The organism is Bradyrhizobium sp. CCBAU 11386 (assembly GCF_028128955.1).
In the GTDB taxonomy this organism is placed as follows: Bacteria; Pseudomonadota; Alphaproteobacteria; order Rhizobiales; family Xanthobacteraceae; genus Bradyrhizobium.
In genome coordinates this window covers 1-16408 of record NZ_LBKA01000165.1, presented here as the reverse complement: position 1 = coordinate 16408, position 16408 = coordinate 1, and the positions used below count along the sequence as shown (strand labels likewise).

General features: G+C 64.0%; 21 protein-coding genes. 13 read left to right on the top strand and 8 right to left on the bottom strand.

Annotated elements, in window-relative coordinates:
- Positions 1-168 precede the first annotated feature (168 nt).
- Both XI09_RS10760 and XI09_RS10755 read left to right on the top strand, forming a co-directional pair.
- A complete protein-coding gene (locus tag XI09_RS10760) occupies positions 169-429 on the top strand; it encodes a BrnT family toxin (protein ID WP_271566806.1) in 261 nt (86 codons plus the stop codon).
- Positions 416-709, top strand: a complete 294-nt coding sequence (locus XI09_RS10755; RefSeq protein ID WP_271566805.1) for a BrnA antitoxin family protein — start codon at positions 416-418, stop codon at positions 707-709. Before XI09_RS10760 ends, XI09_RS10755 begins: the two co-directional genes overlap by 14 nt.
- A gap of 110 nt (positions 710-819) precedes the next feature.
- Here the strand turns inward: XI09_RS10755 and XI09_RS10750 are convergent, their stop codons facing one another.
- Positions 820-1122, bottom strand: a complete 303-nt coding sequence (locus tag XI09_RS10750) for a hypothetical protein (protein WP_271566804.1) — start codon at positions 1120-1122, stop codon at positions 820-822.
- Positions 1123-1283: 161 nt separating this feature from the next.
- Between XI09_RS10750 and XI09_RS10745 the strand changes: the two genes are divergently transcribed.
- Positions 1284-1700: a hypothetical protein gene (locus XI09_RS10745; protein WP_271566803.1), complete on the top strand. Its 417-nt coding sequence runs from the start codon at positions 1284-1286 to the stop codon at positions 1698-1700.
- Entirely contained in the window at positions 1694-2017 is a 324-nt protein-coding gene (locus XI09_RS10740) for a DUF5958 family protein (RefSeq protein ID WP_271566802.1), read from the top strand. The genes XI09_RS10745 and XI09_RS10740 overlap by 7 nt, the downstream gene beginning before the upstream one ends.
- A 1035-nt stretch (positions 2018-3052) precedes the next feature.
- Here XI09_RS10740 and XI09_RS10735 read toward each other — a convergent pair.
- A complete protein-coding gene (locus XI09_RS10735) occupies positions 3053-3895 on the bottom strand; it encodes an AAA family ATPase (RefSeq protein ID WP_271566801.1) in 843 nt (280 codons plus the stop codon).
- Between the two features lie 93 nt (positions 3896-3988).
- Positions 3989-4234 carry a GlsB/YeaQ/YmgE family stress response membrane protein gene (locus XI09_RS10730; RefSeq protein ID WP_027548317.1) on the bottom strand — a complete coding sequence of 82 codons (246 nt, stop codon included), beginning with the start codon at positions 4232-4234 and terminating at the stop codon, positions 3989-3991.
- A 123-nt stretch (positions 4235-4357) separates the two neighbouring features.
- On the opposite strand from XI09_RS10730, the gene XI09_RS10725 reads away from it, so the two are divergent.
- From XI09_RS10725 to sseA, 3 genes are all read left to right on the top strand, one after another.
- A complete protein-coding gene (locus tag XI09_RS10725; protein WP_271566800.1) occupies positions 4358-5533 on the top strand; it encodes a vWA domain-containing protein in 1176 nt (391 codons plus the stop codon).
- Positions 5534-5674: 141 nt separating this feature from the next.
- Complete coding sequence (locus tag XI09_RS10720) at positions 5675-6088, top strand: rhodanese-like domain-containing protein (RefSeq protein WP_212375864.1); 414 nt, start codon at positions 5675-5677, stop codon at positions 6086-6088.
- A 129-nt stretch (positions 6089-6217) separates the two neighbouring features.
- On the top strand, positions 6218-7069 hold the full coding sequence (gene sseA / locus XI09_RS10715) for a 3-mercaptopyruvate sulfurtransferase (protein ID WP_271566799.1): 852 nt from the start codon (positions 6218-6220) through the stop codon (positions 7067-7069).
- Between the two features lie 2 nt (positions 7070-7071).
- On the opposite strand, the gene XI09_RS10710 is transcribed toward sseA, so the two are convergent.
- Positions 7072-7839, bottom strand: coding sequence for a hypothetical protein (locus XI09_RS10710; protein WP_271566807.1), 768 nt, complete (start codon positions 7837-7839; stop codon positions 7072-7074).
- Between the two features lie 366 nt (positions 7840-8205).
- On the opposite strand from XI09_RS10710, the gene XI09_RS10705 reads away from it, so the two are divergent.
- On the top strand, positions 8206-9393 hold the full coding sequence (locus tag XI09_RS10705) for a L,D-transpeptidase (RefSeq protein WP_271566798.1): 1188 nt from the start codon (positions 8206-8208) through the stop codon (positions 9391-9393).
- Between the two features lie 57 nt (positions 9394-9450).
- Here the strand turns inward: XI09_RS10705 and XI09_RS10700 are convergent, their stop codons facing one another.
- Together XI09_RS10700 and XI09_RS10695 are read right to left on the bottom strand one after the other, a co-directional pair.
- A complete protein-coding gene (locus tag XI09_RS10700; protein WP_271566797.1) occupies positions 9451-10413 on the bottom strand; it encodes a D-2-hydroxyacid dehydrogenase family protein in 963 nt (320 codons plus the stop codon).
- Positions 10414-10544: 131 nt separating this feature from the next.
- On the bottom strand, positions 10545-10760 hold the full coding sequence (locus XI09_RS10695; protein WP_271566796.1) for a hypothetical protein: 216 nt from the start codon (positions 10758-10760) through the stop codon (positions 10545-10547).
- A gap of 234 nt (positions 10761-10994) precedes the next feature.
- Here XI09_RS10695 and ettA point away from each other — a divergent pair, with 234 nt between their 5' ends.
- Together ettA and XI09_RS10685 are read left to right on the top strand one after the other, a co-directional pair.
- Positions 10995-12644, top strand: a complete 1650-nt coding sequence (gene ettA, locus XI09_RS10690) for an energy-dependent translational throttle protein EttA (protein ID WP_271566795.1) — start codon at positions 10995-10997, stop codon at positions 12642-12644.
- 7 nt (positions 12645-12651) lie between these two features.
- Entirely contained in the window at positions 12652-13878 is a 1227-nt protein-coding gene (locus XI09_RS10685; RefSeq protein WP_271566794.1) for a lytic murein transglycosylase, read from the top strand.
- An 81-nt stretch (positions 13879-13959) separates the two neighbouring features.
- On the opposite strand, the gene XI09_RS10680 is transcribed toward XI09_RS10685, so the two are convergent.
- Both XI09_RS10680 and XI09_RS10675 read right to left on the bottom strand, forming a co-directional pair.
- On the bottom strand, positions 13960-14244 hold the full coding sequence (locus XI09_RS10680) for a hypothetical protein (RefSeq protein WP_271566793.1): 285 nt from the start codon (positions 14242-14244) through the stop codon (positions 13960-13962).
- Positions 14245-14452: 208 nt separating this feature from the next.
- Complete coding sequence (locus XI09_RS10675) at positions 14453-14782, bottom strand: hypothetical protein (protein ID WP_271566792.1); 330 nt, start codon at positions 14780-14782, stop codon at positions 14453-14455.
- A gap of 137 nt (positions 14783-14919) precedes the next feature.
- Between XI09_RS10675 and XI09_RS10670 the strand changes: the two genes are divergently transcribed.
- From XI09_RS10670 to bfr, 3 genes are all read left to right on the top strand, one after another.
- A complete protein-coding gene (locus XI09_RS10670; protein ID WP_271566791.1) occupies positions 14920-15225 on the top strand; it encodes a hypothetical protein in 306 nt (101 codons plus the stop codon).
- Between the two features lie 162 nt (positions 15226-15387).
- Entirely contained in the window at positions 15388-15660 is a 273-nt protein-coding gene (locus XI09_RS10665) for a (2Fe-2S)-binding protein (protein WP_211412057.1), read from the top strand.
- Positions 15661-15794: 134 nt separating this feature from the next.
- A complete protein-coding gene (gene bfr, locus XI09_RS10660; RefSeq protein ID WP_211406973.1) occupies positions 15795-16283 on the top strand; it encodes a bacterioferritin in 489 nt (162 codons plus the stop codon).
- The last annotated feature ends 125 nt before the right edge of the window (positions 16284-16408 follow it).

The following is a 16408-nucleotide window of genomic DNA, read 5'->3' as shown; positions in this document are numbered from 1 at the left end:
TTAGCTCGCGACTGCGCAAAGCGCAGTCCGCGCGGCGTAACCCACCACTTCTCTCGACGCGGAGACAAAAGAGGTGGGTTACGCTGACGCTAACCCACCCTACGGGCCTCTTATTTTGTAGCTACAAGATATTTGACGGCCAGCTAAATCGTAGCTACATTAAAGACAATGAAGATCGTCTGGGATGAACCGAAGCGGCTCGCCAACCTCGACAAGCATGGGCTGGATTTTGCCGATCTCAACGAAACGTTCTTCGACACCGCGCTGGTCATTCCGTCACACAACAGGAGCAAGCGCTGGATCGCGGTCGGCGTGAGCATCCGTGGCGTCATTGTTGTCGTGTTCGCCCGTCTGGGACGCGAGGGCGTCAGCATCATCAGCATGCGACCGGCAAGCCGCAGCGAAAGGAAACTCTATGCCGAACGTTAAGAAGAAGCCGGGTTACACCAAGAGAGACTTGCGTGCGGTCAGCGACAATCCGGAACTGACAAAGGCGGATTTCGCCAAGGCGCGGCCGTTCTCTGAAGTCTTCCCTGATCTCAGTGCATCCATCCGGAAAGGGCGCGGCCCGAACAAGTCGCCGACAAAGAAGCTCGTCTCTTTGCGCCTCAGCCCGGAGGTGGTCGAGCATTTCAAGTCGACCGGGCCGGGCTGGCAATCGCGGATCGACGAGACCTTGCGCAAGGCGGTTAGGCGCAAGGCGTCGTGAGCGTGCCTTCGTAGGGTGGGTTAGCCCCGCGACTGCGGGAAGCGCAGTCCGCGCGGCGTAACCCACCACTTATCTCGATGCGGAGACCAAGGAGGTGGGTTACGCTGACGCTAACCCACCCTACTTTCCGCAAGCAACGAAGACACTCGGCCCGACTGCACCAACTCTTCGGCGGCAATTTCCATCTGGGCTCGCGTTACAGCACGCACGATGATCAGGTTTGGTTCAAAGAATAGTCGACCCCGTGCGAGTTCGTCCTGTATTTCCTGAGCGAGGCGCGCCGGATCATAGAAGTTGATCCGGTAGCATGCCCCTGACGCAATGAGCCGGGCCTCCGAAAACCATCCCTTTGCTTCCACTTCCCAGCCGTAGTCTTCAAAGTCTGCGGGCAATTCGAGATACGAACTTCGCACTTCGACTTCCTTCCGGATGATTTGCGCGGACTATGAGATCGTCCGTCGCCACGCTATAAGGTGCTATTCTAAGTTGTCAAAGAGTGCGGCCAATCTCACTCGCTCCCGATCGAGACGAGATATTCCCGTCGTTTGGCGGGCTTGAACGATCGAGTAGAACGATGAACCATGACCATATTTCCTCAGCAATTGCGAGCACTGGCGTGCAGGCCGAGGTGCTGAACGAAGCGGAGAGACGGAGCATTGTGATCAGTGCGCTGGACCGGCTCGGTGTCGACGTGACGAGCCGTGCGCCATGGGATCGAGCCCCATCCGCCCAATCCGTAGGAAGGCAGAAGCCCGACGGTTGGGAGCTCATCCCGAAATACGTGGGGACGAGCCAGTGTTTGATGTTTCTGGAAGGCGCCCGATCGATCTGGAAGTTTTCGTGCGGTACGGACCTCCTTCGAGTTTTGGAGGATTGCCCGGCGCTCGAATTCTATGTCTGTGACGAGGAGGCGAGCTATCTCCTTTGCAGTAATCACCATGACTTTATCGTGGGCTGGGGTGCAGCGCTACCATGGGTGGCACGATGCTGAATGTCGACGAAGAAATCCTGTTGAACCAATTGGCGCAGGGGATCGCAAGCGGTTCAGAAGGGAACGCTTGGTTCGGCGCGCAGAGCGAGGATAACAAGCGCAGGCTGCTCCGTGGTTTGAGTAACTTCATATTGCAGGCCAGGCCCAAGCACGAAGATGTGACAGTTGCAATTGCGGAGTCGCAGCTGAAGCCGACGCTTACTCCGTGCGTCTTGATCGCGATGCCCAATCTTCGGGTTCAATTGGCGAAGCTCCCGACGCTGCCGGAGTTTGAGCTGCCGCAAATTACTCGCCGCCGCAGACGGCCGGCGGCGTAGCGAGCAGCCGCTGGATCTCGTGAACCATTGGTGACACAAGGACTTGAGCGACCCGGAAGTCGTGAATGACATCAAGCGAACCAGAGGAACGTAACTTCGGTCACTCGCCGCGTGCTGGATTGCGATCTCTTCAAGTTGCCCGTCGGGCAAAACACCTGCACCCCGTCAATCCCTCCCCGCAAAAATATTCCACTTTACCGAAATTCGGAATTACGGCATAAACCGAAGCAGCCCGGCCTGACGAAGAGGGGCGGTTCGCGAGTCGTTCGAAACGCGGGCCGGGTTGCGGTGGACGCGGCAGCGTCGTGTGCGAAAGGTGCGGGCAGGGCGGATTGCTCTCCGTGAGCCCAAAACTTCGTGCGGACGAGCGGCGCTGTGTGCGTACGGCAAAACCGTGTGGTCCTGGCCGTCGTTGCTACGGTCAAGCTCTTGCGGATGCGGCAGTCGCGTCAACCGGCGCGATGTCGGCGACTTTCGCTGGGGTGAGGGAGGCCAGAAGGAACTCGGCTCCCGGGAGAGCACGGCATAAGCCGTCCAACCACTGCGCAGGGAAGGCCGTGTGTTGGGCTTCACCTGTATGCCGCTGTGCAGTTTTCTGCGTGTGCTTTCGCACGGCGGACCGTGGGTGCCAGCCGGCACCCGGCCTTCCCTGCGCCCTCTTTCCTGGAGGGCGATGGAGAGAGCAAAGCTCGGGCGAAATGCGCCGCGAGGATGCGCAGCTGTGTCTGCGATTGAGATGCGGGTTGGAGAACGACGCCGTTGCCCCTTGTTCCGTCATTGCGAGCGCAGCGAAGCAATCCAGAGTCTTTCCCCGGAGGGATTCTGGATTGCTTCGCTGCGCTCGCAATGACGATGGCGGAGGAAGCGTGCGCCATACTCTCGGTGTCATCGCCCGGCTTGACCGGGCGATCCAGTATTCCAGAGACGGTTATGATTGAACCGAGAAGCCGCGGCGTACTGGATTCCCCGCTTTCGCGGGGAATGACGGCGGTGGTTGGGGGAGCAGCCGAGCGCTATCGCAAGCGAACTCGCGCCTTACACTTCCCTTCTGCTCAAAAACGCCAGCCGCTCGAACAAATGCACGTCCTGCTCGTTCTTGAGCAGCGCGCCGTGCAGCGGCGGGATCAGCTTGCGCGGGTCGCGCTCGCGCAGTTGCTCCACGCTCATGTCCTCGTTGAGCAGCAGCTTCAGCCAGTCGAGCAACTCGGAGGTCGAGGGCTTCTTCTTCAGGCCGGGCACCTCACGCACCTCGAAGAAGATGCGCAGCGCTTCTTCCACCAGGCGCTTCTTGATGCCGGGGAAGTGGACGTCGACGATCCGGCCCATCGTGTCGGCGTCGGGGAACTTGATGTAGTGGAAGAAGCAGCGGCGCAGAAAGGCGTCCGGCAGCTCCTTCTCGTTGTTGGAGGTGATCATCATGATCGGGCGCTGCTTCGCCTTGATCGTCTCGCCGGTCTCGTAGACATGGAATTCCATGCGGTCGAGCTCGAGCAGCAAATCGTTCGGGAATTCGATGTCGGCCTTGTCGATCTCGTCGATCAGCAGCACCGGGCGCTGTTCGGCGGTGAACGCTTCCCACAGCTTGCCGCGCTTGATGTAGTTCCTGATGTCGGACACCCTGCTATCGCCGAGCTGGCTATCGCGCAGGCGCGACACCGCGTCGTATTCGTAGAGGCCCTGCTGCGCCTTGGTGGTGGACTTGATGTGCCAGGTCAACAGCGGCGCGTTCAGCGCCTTCGCCACCTCCTCGGCCAGCACCGTCTTGCCGGTGCCGGGCTCGCCCTTGATGAGGAGCGGGCGCTCCAGCACGATCGAGGCATTGACGGCGACCTTGAGATCGTCGGTCGCAACATAGTCCTTGGTGCCGGTAAATTTCATCGCGCGTCCTTGTTGGTCGTCGTCCCAGGCATCGCCCTGGTCCAACAAACGGAACGGCCGCTCATGGCGGCCGTTCCTGGTTCGGTCAGGCTTTCAGACCCGTTTTATCAGCGAAAGGATGACGAGCACAATCACCGCGCCGATGGTGGCGTCCACGATGGCGCCGACCGTGCCGGTCGCGAGCTGGATGTGCAACTGAGGCAGCACCCAGCCCGCCACCAGCGCGCCGATGATGCCGACGACAATGTTGCCGATCAGCCCAAATCCCGCCCCGTGGACAATCTTGCCGGCGAGCCAGCCGGCGATCGCGCCGATGATGAGTGCTGCGAGAATTCCCATTGCAAACGTCCCCAAAACAACCCCGTGAAGTGGTCAATTCTAGAGCAAAAAGCCTCCCGGTCCAGCGCCCGGCGACGGGCTCCGCCCCTTGACGTTCGTCCCCCGACGGGCAATCTGTCACCCATGTTCCTGCAATTCTTCACTTCTCTGCGCGATGCGCAGGTCCCCGTGACGCTGCGCGAATACCTCACGCTGATGGAGGCGCTCGACGCTGACCTCGCGGACTACACGGTCGAGAATTTCTACTACCTGTCGCGCGCGTCCCTCGTGAAGGACGAGCGCAATCTCGACAAGTTCGACCGCGTCTTCGGCACCGTGTTCAAGGGCCTGGAGAGCCTGCTCGAGGCCATGGACAAGGCCGAGATCCCCGAGGAGTGGCTGAAGAAGCTCGCCGAGAAATACCTCAGCGAGGAAGAGAAGAAGCAGATCGAGGCCATGGGCTGGGACAAGCTCATGGAGACCCTGAAGAAGCGCCTCGAGGAGCAGAAGGGCCGCCACCAGGGCGGCTCGAAGTGGATCGGCACCGCCGGCACCTCGCCGTTCGGCGCCTATGGCTACAATCCCGAAGGCGTCCGCATCGGCCAGGAGAAGAACCGCAACAGCCGCGCCGTGAAGGTGTGGGACAAGCGCGAGTTCAAGGACCTCGACGGCAATGTCGAGCTCGGCATCCGCAACATCAAGGTGGCGCTGCGCCGCCTGCGCAAATTCGCGCGCACCGGCGCGCCTGACGAACTCGATCTCGACACCACCATCCGCGAGACCGCCAATCACGGCTATCTCGACGTGCATATGCGCCCCGAACGGCGCAATGCGGTGAAGCTCTTGGTGTTCTTCGACATCGGCGGCTCGATGGATGCGCATATCGAGCAGGTCGAGGAGCTGTTCTCGGCGGCGAAGAGCGAGTTCAAGCACATGGAGTATTTCTACTTCCACAACTGCCTCTATGAAGGCGTGTGGAAGCAGAACAAGCGCCGCTTCACCGACCGCACGCCGACCTGGGACGTGCTGCACAAATACCCGCACGACTACAAGGTCGTGTTCGTCGGCGACGCCTCGATGTCGCCTTACGAGATCATGGTGCCGGGCGGCTCGGTCGAGCACGTCAACGAGGAGCCGGGCTCGGTCTGGCTCGACCGCATCATTCGCACCTATCCGCATTCGGTGTGGCTGAATCCGGTCGCGCAGAAGCACTGGGACTATTCGGAATCCACCACCATCATCAAACGCATCTTCGCGGGCCGCATGTACCCGATCACCATCGAAGGTCTCGAAGGTGCGATGAAGGAATTGACGCACTAGCTCTGTTGTCATTCCGGGGCGCGACAAAGTCGCGAACCCGGAATCCATCGGGCCGCAGCGTTGGTAGAGAAATGGATTCCGGGCTCGGGCTACGCGCGCCCCGGAATGACAACCCGGAATGACAACAAGAGGGAGAACCGCATGCCCCAGACCATCACCCGCGGCATCAAGGCGCTGATCGACGAGGCCAATGCCGAGATCGAGACGCTGTCGGCCAAGGACGCCATCGAAATCTCGAAAAACGGCGACGTCGTCATCGTCGACATCCGTGACCCCCGCGAGATCGAGCGCGACGGCCGCATCCCCGGCGCGTTCGCCTGCACCCGCGGCATGCTGGAATTCTGGATCGATCCGCAGAGCCCGTATGCCAAGCCGATCTTCCAGGAAGACAAGAAGTTCGTCTTCCACTGCGCCGGGGGCCTGCGCTCCGCGCTCGCGGCGAAGACCGCGCAGGACATGGGCCTCAAGCCCGTCGCTCACATCGCCGGCGGCTACGCCGCCTGGCGCGACGCCGGCGGCCCGACGGAGCAGTGGGAGCCGAAGAAGAAGGGCTAAAGTGTTTCAGCCGTCATTCCGGGGCGCGACGAAGTCGCGAACCCGGAATCCATTCATCCACCAACTCAGCCGCACGATGGATTCCGGGTTCGTGCTGCGCACGCCCCGGAATGACAAGGAAAATGCTGCATGACCACCGACCCCCTCGTCTCCACCGAATGGCTCGCCGCCCATATCAACGACGCCAATGTCAGGGTGCTCGACGCCAGCTTCAAGCTGCCGGGCGTCTTGCCGCTGCCGAAGGACGACTATCTCGCCGCGCATCTGCCCGGCGCGGTGTTCTTCGATGTCGATGCGGTGTCGGACCATTCCAACCCGTTGCCGCACATGTATCCGAGCGCCGAGCAGTTCGGCCGTGACGTCGGCAATCTCGGCATCTCCAATGCCGACACCGTCGTCCTCTACGACGCCGGCGGCTGGGTCGCGGCGCCGCGCGCGTGGTGGATGTTCCTGGCTTTCGGCCACGGCAATGTGCGCATCCTCAACGGCGGCCTGAAGAAATGGCGCGCCGAGGGGCGTCCGGTCGAGAGCGGCGAGGTGAAGCCGAAGCCTGCGACGTTCAAGGCGAGCTACGACGCCAGGCGCGTGCGCAGCATGCAGCAGCTCGTCGCCAATGTGGAAAGCCGCAAAGAGCAGGTCATCGACGCGCGCGCCGCCGACCGTTTCGAGGGCCGCGCGCCGGAGCCGCGGCCAGGTATCCGCTCCGGCCACATCCCCGGCGCCCGCAACGTGCCCTACAATCTCCTGTTCGATGCCGCGACCGGAACGATGAAGCCGCTCGAGGATCTGCGCGCCGCCTTCACCGGCGCGGGCGTCAAGCTCGATGCGCCGATCGTGACGAGCTGTGGCTCGGGCGTGTCGGCCGGTGTGCTGACGCTCGCGCTCTATCGCTTGGGGATCGCCGACACCGCGCTCTATGACGGCTCATGGTCGGAATGGGGCCAGGCCGGCGGCCCGCCGGTCGCAACCGGGCCGGCGTAAGCTTACTGGCGCGCGCGCGTGGTCGTCGTCGCGTAGGTCTGCTGCGGTTGCCCGAACGGATCAAGCGACTGCTGCAGCTGCTGAGGCGGCGGGCGCCGCACCACGCGGTGCCGCTTCTTCGCCTTCGCCCGCGGCTTGGTCGCCTTGCTGTCCGAGGCACTGCCGTCCGCCTTGGCCTTCGCCGGCGGATCCTTCCAGGCCGTCGTCGCTGGGTCGTTCAGCGCGGCCACCTTGGCCGCGGCGACATCGAGCGCCGAGGATGCCAGGGCCGGGCTGGGGTCAGCTGGTGCCGGCGCGCTGGCGGTCGGGGCAGGCTTGGCCTCGGGGATCGATGCCGTGGTGTCGGCCGGGGTGAGCGTGTCGGTGGGAGCTGGTGCCGTGGCTTCCGTCGTCGTCTCGGCCTTGGCCGGTTCGGCGGCCGAGGTATCGGCCGAAGGGGCAACGACCTGGGGCTGAGCGTCAGCCTCGCTCGTCACCGCCGCGACCTGCTCGGGCTCGCTCGCCGGCAGGGCGATGGTCGGGACCTGGTCGCGCAGCGACGGCGCGGTGGGCTCGGCCGGCTCCGGCTCCGCGCGCAAGGCCGCGAGCACCGGCTGGGCCGGCTCGGACGCCTGCGCAAACACCTGCTCCTGCGGGCCGTTCCGCCAGGAGGGGTTGCTGACATACTGCTCGTGGCTCGCGCGCAGCAGCGCGGCGGCGCCCAAGCCGAACACCAGGATGGAGGTTGACAGCAGGATCGCGGCAAGCAGGAAGCGAAAGCCGGGAAGCATCGAGGGATTGCGAATTTCCGCCCCGGCGGCGAGGTGGCCAGGGCCAATGAGCCATCTGAACGCGGTGACGGTACTGGTTGCCGCGTTCGCCACGCGGAATCGGAGCTCGAAGCGGCGGCGAATCAGGCTGATTCGAACATATCGCAACGCCTCCGCGCCGTTCCCTTAAATTCGGGGCGATGACTCCGGCAATCCACGGCGCGATGCGATTTCCGCCCCGTGATGCAACGGAGCAACGGTAGTCTTGCGGATCACAAATCGGCAAATCCGGCGCAAATGAGCCTGCAATGTCTTGAATGTGCCGCTATTTTCGGTCATTTGGCCGTTAGCGGTCCGATAGGGCTTGGGGACTATACAAGAGCGATGATGATCAAACATTTTCTGACGATATGCGCTGCCGCAACAGTCGCTGCGGCGGGAACTTCGCTCGCACAGGCCCAGAGCTATCCGGTTCAGCAGGCGCCGAGCTATGGCGCCCCGGCCGAATACCGCCCCGGCGACCGCACGCCGAATTTCGACGCGCTGGAAGATGACGACGACGCGCTGCCGCAGGCATCGCTGCCGCCGCCCGGCCCGGGCGGTCCGATGTCGCCCAACGATCCCCGCTACGGCCGCCCCGCTGGTCCTCCGGTCTATTCGGCCGCCCCGCCGCAAGGTCCGGTGATGTCGCCGGATGATCCCCGTTATGGCCGTCCCGCCGGCACCCCCGTCTACTCGGCTGCGCCGCCGCAGGGTCCGGTGATGTCGCCCGACGATCCCCGCTATGGCCGCCCCGCCGGCCCGCCCGCGGTGATCTATGCCGATCGTCCGGCGCAGGCACCCGGCAGCGACGGCCTGCGTCCGCCGGAGGCCGTCGGTGGTCCCGCCGCGACCGGAACGGTCCAGGCCGGGCAGCCGCCGGTTGGCGCCGATGGCCGGCCGATGACGATCGCTTCGCTGCCGCCCGAGGAGCAGCCCGATGCTGCGCCGGCGCAGTTGCCGCAGAACCTGCGCCGCCAGGAGGTCGCGTTCCAGACCAAGGAGCCGGCCGGTACCCTCGTGGTCGATACGCCGAACACCTATCTCTATTACGTGCTCGGCAATGGCCGTGCGATTCGCTACGGCGTCCGCGTCGGCCGCGACGGTTTCACTTGGACCGGCGTGCAGAAGATCACCCGCAAGGCCGAGTGGCCGGACTGGCATCCGCCGACCGAGATGATCGAGCGCCAGCCCTACCTGCCGCGCTTCATGGCCGGCGGCCCCGGCAATCCGCTCGGCGCCCGCGCCATGTATCTCGGCTCGACCGTCTACCGCATTCACGGCACCAACCAGCCCTCGACGATCGGCAAATTCGTCTCCTCCGGCTGCATCGGCATGCTGAACGAGGACGTCTCCGACCTGTTCGACCGGGTCAAGGTCGGCACCCGCGTGGTGGTGATGCCGGGCGGAACGGCGACGGCATCGGCTGCTCCGACGCCCGGTGCGCCGGCTCCAATGTCTGCCCAGGCCGGTCCCGTCCCGGGGACGCAGCCGACCGTGGTGCCGCCGCTGCCCGCGCCGGTCACCGTGCGCTGAGCGCTTGGAGACAATTCAGATTGCGAAGGGCGTGCCGTCGGCGCGCCCTTCTTCGTTTCAGGCCAGCTTCCGCGGCAGCTCGCCGCCTTTGGTCCAGGCGTCGATCGCCTCGACCATCTGGCCATAGTGGATACGCAATCCGTCCTCGGTCGCGTAGCCGAGATGCGGCGTCAGCACGAGGTTGTCGAGCTTGCGAAAGGGATGGTCGACCGGCAGCGGCTCGACCGAGAACACATCCAAGCCGGCGCCCGCGATCTTCCGCTGCTGCAAGGCCTCGAGCAGCGCTTGCTCGTCCACGATCGGCCCGCGCGCGGTGTTGACGAGGAAGGCCGTCGGCTTCATCCGCGCGAGGTCCGCAGCGCCGACCAGTCCCCGCGAGCGGTCGCTCAGCACCACATGGATGGTGACGATGTCGGCCTTGGCGAACAGCTCCTCCTTGGTGGCGTAGCCGACGCCGGCCGCCTTGCACGTCTCCGGCGTGAGGTTCGGGCTCCAGGCGATCACGTTCATGCCGAATGCTTTCGCAATGCCCGCCATCTTGCTGCCGAGCTTGCCGAGCCCGACGATGCCGAGCGTCAGCCCCTCGATCTCGACGCCGGCAAAGGTCTGCCAGGGCTCGCTCGCATGCATGCGCGCATTCTCGCGGCCGATGCCGCGGGTCAGCTCCAGGATCAGGCCCATGGTGAGCGGGGCGGTGGGATCGCGGGAATATTGCGTGCCGCCGATGGCCACGTTGCGCGCCTTCGCGGCCTCCATGTCGATCGAGGCGTTGCGCATGCCTGACGTCAGCAGCAGCTTCAGCTTCGGCAAGCTATCGAACAGGCTCTTGGGGAACGCGGTGCGCTCGCGCATCGCGCAGACGATCTCGAAATCGGCAAGCGCGCTGGCCGCGGCCTGTTCGGAAGCGAAGGGATGGCTGAACACGGTGACGTCGATGCGGTCGGACAGTTTCTGCCAGTCGGCGACGTCGAGGGCGAGATTGAAATAGTCGTCGAGAATTGCACAGCGCAGCCGCGTCATCAGCGTTCATCCATGGCGAGAGGTGACGGCGCCAGGCGGGGCGCCATCGTCGGAACCGGGCCATGGTTGCGCGCAATCACACCTGCGCGCAAGCAGCTCGCGTCTTCAAAAATCCGATAGCGGGGAAGGGCTCAGAGATCGCGGGGCTTCAGCCGGATTGGCGCATCCATGCCGTGCTTGGCGCGCCAGGCGGGGCCGGGGCCGCGCATGTAGTGCAGCTCGGGCCGGTAGGGGTTGAAGGCGGTGGCGAAGAAGCCCTTCCAGAAGCCCTTGATCTCCGAGACGAGCGCGGAGGTGCCGCCGGCTTCTGCCGGAACAGGAAGAGAATGGGTCTCGATCAGAGCCATGATGCGGCCTCGCTGTACTCCCCGTACATTCTGAGCGGGTGGCGCTGTTTCCGCGCGAAACCGAGCTTTGGCCTGCTTTATTAAAAAATGGTTTCAATTGTCCGGATTGGCGGCCGGATGGTGTCCGACCCGTATTCATCCGTGGTGAACGGAGGGAAAACGTTGCCCTTTGGGGGCGGGATCGCTACATCGGCGGCAAGCAAATTTCCTCAAATCGAAGGTTTCACGGGACCGATGGCGCGCCAGTTCATCTATTTCATGCAGGGCCTGACCAAGAGCTACCCAACCCGGAAGGTGCTCGATAACATCCATCTGAGCTTCTACCCGGACGCCAAGATCGGCGTGCTCGGCGTCAACGGCTCGGGCAAGTCGTCACTGCTCAAGATCATGGCCGGCCTCGACAAGGAGTACAACGGCGAGGCCTGGGTCGCCCAGGGCGCCCGCGTCGGCTATCTCGAACAGGAGCCGCACCTCGATCCCAAGCTCACCGTGCGCGAAAACGTCATGCTGGGCGTCGCCAAGCAGAAGGCCATCCTCGATCGCTACAATGAGCTGGCGATGAACTACTCCGAGGAGACCGCCGACGAGATGACCAAGCTGCAGGACGAGATCGAGGCCCAGGGCCTCTGGGATCTCGACAGCAAGGTCGACCAGGCCATGGACGCGCTGCGCTGTCCGCCCGACGATGCCGACGTGACGAAGCTCTCCGGCGGTGAGCGCCGCCGCGTCGCGCTGTGCAAGCTGCTGCTCGACCAGCCCGAGCTTCTGCTGCTGGACGAGCCGACCAACCATCTCGACGCAGAATCCGTGTCGTGGCTGGAAGGTCATCTGCGCAACTATCCCGGCGCAATCCTGATCGTCACTCACGATCGCTACTTCCTCGACAACGTCACGAGCTGGATCCTCGAGCTCGATCGCGGCAAGGGCATTCCCTACGAGGGCAACTACTCGTCCTGGCTGGTGCAGAAGCAGAAGCGGCTGGAGCAGGAAGGCCGCGAGGACGCCGCGCACCAGAAGACGATTGCGCGCGAGCAGGAATGGGTCGCGTCCTCGCCGAAGGCACGCCAGGCCAAGTCCAAGGCGCGCTATCAGCGCTACGAGGACCTGCTCAAGCAGGCGAGCGAGAAGCAGACCCAGACCGCGCAGATCATCATCCCCGTCGCCGAACGGCTCGGCGCCAACGTGGTCGATTTTGAAGCGCTCAGCAAAGGTTATGGCGATCGTCTGCTGATCGACGATCTCACCTTCAAGCTGCCGCCTGGTGGCATCGTCGGCGTGATCGGCGCCAACGGCGCCGGCAAGACCACGCTGTTCAAGATGATCACCAAGCAGGAGCAGCCGGACAAGGGCACCATCACGGTCGGCGAGACCGTGCATCTCGGCTATGTCGACCAGTCGCGCGACGCGCTCGACGGCAACAAGAACGTGTGGGAGGAGATCTCCGGCGGTAACGAGCTGATCCTGCTCGGCAAGAAGGAAGTCAATTCGCGCGGCTATTGCTCGTCGTTCAACTTCAAGGGCGCCGACCAGCAGAAGAAGGTCGGCGCGCTCTCCGGCGGTGAGCGCAACCGCGTGCATCTCGCCAAGATGCTCAAGTCCGGTGCCAACGTGCTGCTGCTCGACGAACCGACCAACGACCTCGACGTCGACACGCTGCGCGCGCTCGAAGAGGCGCTGGAGGATTTCGCCGGCTGCGCCGTCATCATCAGCCATGATCGCTGGTTCCTCGACCGCATCGCGACCCACATCCTGGCCTTCGAAGGCGACAGCCATGTCGAATGGTTCGAGGGCAATTTCCAGGACTACGAAAAGGACAAGATGCGCCGGCTCGGCCAGGACAGCATCATTCCGCACCGCGTGAAGTACAAGAAGCTGACGCGGTGATGGCGGCATGATGCGGCGGGCGCTCATCGCTGCGGTGATCGTCGTCACCTGCGGCTGGTCGCCCGCCCGCGCCGCCGACGCTGCCTTCACGCAGTTCATCGCATCGCTCTGGCCGGAGGCGCAGGCTGCCGGCGTGTCGCGCGCGACGTTTGAGCAAGAGACGCGCGGGCTCGAGCCGGATTACAAGCTGCCGGACCTGATCCTGCCGGGCCGGCCCGCGACCGGCGCGCCGTCGCAGGCCGAGTTCGTGCAGGTGCCGGCCGACTACGTCAGGGACGCCTCGATCGCGCGCCTTGCGGGCGAGGGGCAGCGGCTGCTGCAAAAATATCGTCCCGCGCTGATCGAGATCGAAAAGAGCTCCGGCGTGCCTGCCACCGTCATGCTGGCGATCTGGGGACGCGAGACCGACTACGGCCGCTACACGCTGCCTTACGATCTCGTCCGCGTGCTGGCGACGCAGGCCTATGTCGGCCGCCGCAAGGACACCTATCGCAACGAGTTCATCCTCGCGCTGAAGATCCTGGGCGAGGGCGTGGTGACGCGCAAGGACATGCGCTCGTCCTGGGCCGGCGCCACCGGGCTCACGCAATTCCTGCCGTCCGAATATTACAAGCACGGCGTCGACTTCGACCGCGACGGCCGCATCGACATCTGGCATTCGGTGCCGGATGCGCTGGCCTCCGCCGCACAGCAGCTCGTCAACAAGGGCTGGCAGAGCGGTGTGCGTTGGGCCTACGAGGTGCAGGCGCCGGCGAAGGTGGATTGCACTACCGGCGTGCCGGAGGTGACGAAGCCGATCGGCCAGTGGCTGCGCGAGGACTTCGTGCCGGTGCGCGGGCAACGCCTGAGCGCCGCCGAGCAGGCACAGCCCGCCTCGCTGCTTCAGCCGGAGGGAATCTACGGTCCCTCATTCCTGACCACGAAGAACTACTTCGTCATCAAGGAATACAATTTCTCCGACCTCTACGTGCTGTTCGTCGGCCATCTCAGCGATCGCATGACGAGCCCGCTGCCCTTCGCGACGCCGTGGTCGGCCTCGAAGCAATTGCGCACCAGGGATGTCGAGACCATGCAGCGCGGGCTCACCCGCGTCGGGCTCTACAAGGACAAGATCGACGGCAAAGCCGGCATGCAGACGCGCGCAGCGCTCGGCGCCTACCAGAAGTCTGCAGGCCTCAAGGTCGATTGCTGGCCGAGCGAAGAGGTGCTGCGTTCGATCCAGGCGGCGCGATAGCGTGCAACCAAAAGAAAAAGCCCGGCCGATGGTCTCGGCCGGGCTTTGATCGTGGCGCTCATGAGCGCCGCAGCGATCAGATCAGTAGCAGACGCGAACCGGGCGGATGACCCAGCCGTAACCGTCCCAGTAACGCTGGCGCTGCCAGTAGCAGGGCGGGGGCGGCGGGCCGGGCTCGGCCACGTACACCGGTCCGCCATAGGCCGGACGGCTGGACGCGATGGCGCCGCCGACGATCGCGCCCCCGATCAGGCCGGCTGCGATGCCGGCACCGACGCCGTCACCGGCTTTGGCAGGCGGAGTGGCGGTCACCAGCGAACCGGCGACTGTCGCAACCGTGAGGGCGGCAACTAAAGTCTTTTTCATGCTCTTGGCTCTCCTGAGAGATGGGTTCCCCTTGTTAGAGGCGCCCGGGGTTCAAAGGTTCACGCACACTCTGATGGAATTGGCCTTGCAGCTAGGAAGCGCGCAAATGGTCAATCCACGGTAAACGCACACAGACCTGTGACGAGAAAAAGCGGTCTTTTTCGGGCCCCGAGATGAACGGCGCGCCCCTAGTGAACCGGTTGGCGCCTCAACCACAGACCCTGACGCGGCGGACGCGCCAGGCATAGCCGTCCCAGAAGCGCTGCCTCTGCCAGGCGCAGCCGCCGTAATAGTCGTCGGCGACATAACCCGGACCCGGCGCGTAGTAGCGGGGCGGGTAGTAACCAGGGTCATAACCCGGACCGTAGGGGTAGCCCGGTCCGTAATAATACGGAGAGGCGAGCGCGCCACCGACAATGGCGCCGCCGATGATCCCGGCCGCCACGCCGGCAGCGACGCCGCGCTGCGCATAGGCCGGCGTCCCGGCCGTCAGGGCCACAGCGGCGAGGGCAGCGACTGCCAGGAGCGACTTCTTCATTGACTTGACCTTTCGCACAAACACGCGGGAACTCTTTGGGGGACAAAGTTCCATACTTCGTTTGAATGATCAATGAACGGCACCCTGGCCGGGTGCGACGAATTGGTATGGACCGCAGCTGCGCCAGGGAGGCGACGATGGGCAACGCGCTGATCAATGCATTGATTGCTGCCGGGATCGTCTTTGCGATCGGCTACGGCTGGATCACCCACCTCCAGAACCGCGGCCAGCGCCGCTCCCGCGCAGGGGCCGGCAGCGATGGCGGCAGTGGGGGCGGAGACAGCTATTCGGGGACGAGCGACGGCTTCTCGCTGGGGAGCTGGTTTTCCAGCGACAGCTCGGGGAACTCGACCGATGGCGGCAGCTGTTCCAGCAGCGATAGCGGCGGGGGCGGGGATTGTGGAGGTGGCGGCGACGGTGGGGGAGGCGGTGGCGGCGACTAGGTCCACCGCCATCTTGATCCAGCGCAACACCCTGTTTTAGAGCCGTTCTAGGCTGTTTTGCGGGCCAGTTTGGAATAGCTTCAAATACCGGTTTTTCCTTTTGCATCCGGCCGGCCCCTTAAATATCGATGATGGCGCATCACCGAAGGGCCTGCCGCTTCCATGATCGTTTGTTCCTGTAACGTGCTGAGCGATGACGACATCCGCGCCGCGGTCGCCGAGTCCGACGACGCCGTGCGCCATGCCAAGCAGGTCTATGGCTGCCTTGGCTGTAGCGCCGAGTGCGGCCGCTGCGCGCGGACGATCAAGACCATCATCGACGAAGCGCTTGGCCCCTGCGCCAAGTCCTGCTGCTCCGGCTGCCCGCACAGCCACACGGTGGCCGCCAATGACGAGACGGCCGAGCTCGCCCAGTTCGCGCTCGCGGCCTGCTGAAATCTCCCGTACCGTCGGCTGAGCTTTTCCCCCCGCTGCGTCCCCGTAGCCGGTTGCCCCCGTGAGTAAACTCATTTAGAAGCGTTCTAAACTCGGTTTAGGACCGATTTGGAATGCAAGAGCTGGAGTGAACCATGCAGGGCGACCCAAAAGTCATCGACTACCTCAACAAGGCACTCCGTCACGAGCTGACTGCGATCAACCAGTACTGGCTGCACTACCGCTTCCTCGACAATTGGGGCCTGCTGGACATGGCCAAGGTCTGGCGCAAGGAATCCATCGAGGAGATGGAGCACGCCGACAAGCTCACCGCGCGCATCCTGTTCTTCGACGGCTTCCCGAACATGCAGGTGCTCGATCCCCTGCGCATCGGCCAGAACGTCAAGGAGATCATCGAGTGCGATCTCGCCGCCGAGATGAGCGCGCGGGCGCTCTATCAGGAAGCGGCGACCTACTGCCACGGCGTCAAGGATTACGTCACGCGTGACCTGTTCGAGAAGCTGATGAGCGACGAGGAGCACCACATCGACTTCCTCGAAACCCAGCTCGACCTGATCGGCCGCATCGGCCTCGAGCTCTACACCCAGAAGCACGTCGGCGGGCTCGAGGGCGAGGGGCATTAGGCTCTAACGTCGCAACACACTCCCATGTCGTCCCGGCGAAAGCCGGGACCCATATGTGGACGGCCCCCGTGGCACAAGAGGTTTGACGGTCTGATCGGATCGCTTGCATCCATATGTCCGGCCTG

What these genes read in the sequence shown, in the direction of transcription:
- XI09_RS10760 (WP_271566806.1), top strand. Translation starts at nt 169, where the DNA reads ATGAAGATCGTCTGGGATGAACCGAAGCGGCTCGCCAACCTCGACAAG.
- XI09_RS10755 (WP_271566805.1), top strand. Translation starts at nt 416, where the DNA reads ATGCCGAACGTTAAGAAGAAGCCGGGTTACACCAAGAGAGACTTGCGT.
- XI09_RS10745 (WP_271566803.1), top strand. Translation starts at nt 1,284, where the DNA reads ATGAACCATGACCATATTTCCTCAGCAATTGCGAGCACTGGCGTGCAG.
- XI09_RS10740 (WP_271566802.1), top strand. Translation starts at nt 1,694, where the DNA reads ATGCTGAATGTCGACGAAGAAATCCTGTTGAACCAATTGGCGCAGGGG.
- XI09_RS10735 (WP_271566801.1), bottom strand. Translation starts at nt 3,895, where the DNA reads ATGAAATTTACCGGCACCAAGGACTATGTTGCGACCGACGATCTCAAG.
- XI09_RS10730 (WP_027548317.1), bottom strand. Translation starts at nt 4,234, where the DNA reads ATGGGAATTCTCGCAGCACTCATCATCGGCGCGATCGCCGGCTGGCTC.
- XI09_RS10725 (WP_271566800.1), top strand. Translation starts at nt 4,358, where the DNA reads ATGTTCCTGCAATTCTTCACTTCTCTGCGCGATGCGCAGGTCCCCGTG.
- XI09_RS10720 (WP_212375864.1), top strand. Translation starts at nt 5,675, where the DNA reads ATGCCCCAGACCATCACCCGCGGCATCAAGGCGCTGATCGACGAGGCC.
- sseA (WP_271566799.1), top strand. Translation starts at nt 6,218, where the DNA reads ATGACCACCGACCCCCTCGTCTCCACCGAATGGCTCGCCGCCCATATC.
- XI09_RS10710 (WP_271566807.1), bottom strand. Translation starts at nt 7,839, where the DNA reads ATGCTTCCCGGCTTTCGCTTCCTGCTTGCCGCGATCCTGCTGTCAACC.
- XI09_RS10705 (WP_271566798.1), top strand. Translation starts at nt 8,206, where the DNA reads ATGATCAAACATTTTCTGACGATATGCGCTGCCGCAACAGTCGCTGCG.
- XI09_RS10700 (WP_271566797.1), bottom strand. Translation starts at nt 10,413, where the DNA reads ATGACGCGGCTGCGCTGTGCAATTCTCGACGACTATTTCAATCTCGCC.
- XI09_RS10695 (WP_271566796.1), bottom strand. Translation starts at nt 10,760, where the DNA reads ATGGCTCTGATCGAGACCCATTCTCTTCCTGTTCCGGCAGAAGCCGGC.
- ettA (WP_271566795.1), top strand. Translation starts at nt 10,995, where the DNA reads ATGGCGCGCCAGTTCATCTATTTCATGCAGGGCCTGACCAAGAGCTAC.
- XI09_RS10685 (WP_271566794.1), top strand. Translation starts at nt 12,652, where the DNA reads ATGATGCGGCGGGCGCTCATCGCTGCGGTGATCGTCGTCACCTGCGGC.
- XI09_RS10680 (WP_271566793.1), bottom strand. Translation starts at nt 14,244, where the DNA reads ATGAAAAAGACTTTAGTTGCCGCCCTCACGGTTGCGACAGTCGCCGGT.
- XI09_RS10675 (WP_271566792.1), bottom strand. Translation starts at nt 14,782, where the DNA reads ATGAAGAAGTCGCTCCTGGCAGTCGCTGCCCTCGCCGCTGTGGCCCTG.
- XI09_RS10670 (WP_271566791.1), top strand. Translation starts at nt 14,920, where the DNA reads ATGGGCAACGCGCTGATCAATGCATTGATTGCTGCCGGGATCGTCTTT.
- XI09_RS10665 (WP_211412057.1), top strand. Translation starts at nt 15,388, where the DNA reads ATGATCGTTTGTTCCTGTAACGTGCTGAGCGATGACGACATCCGCGCC.
- bfr (WP_211406973.1), top strand. Translation starts at nt 15,795, where the DNA reads ATGCAGGGCGACCCAAAAGTCATCGACTACCTCAACAAGGCACTCCGT.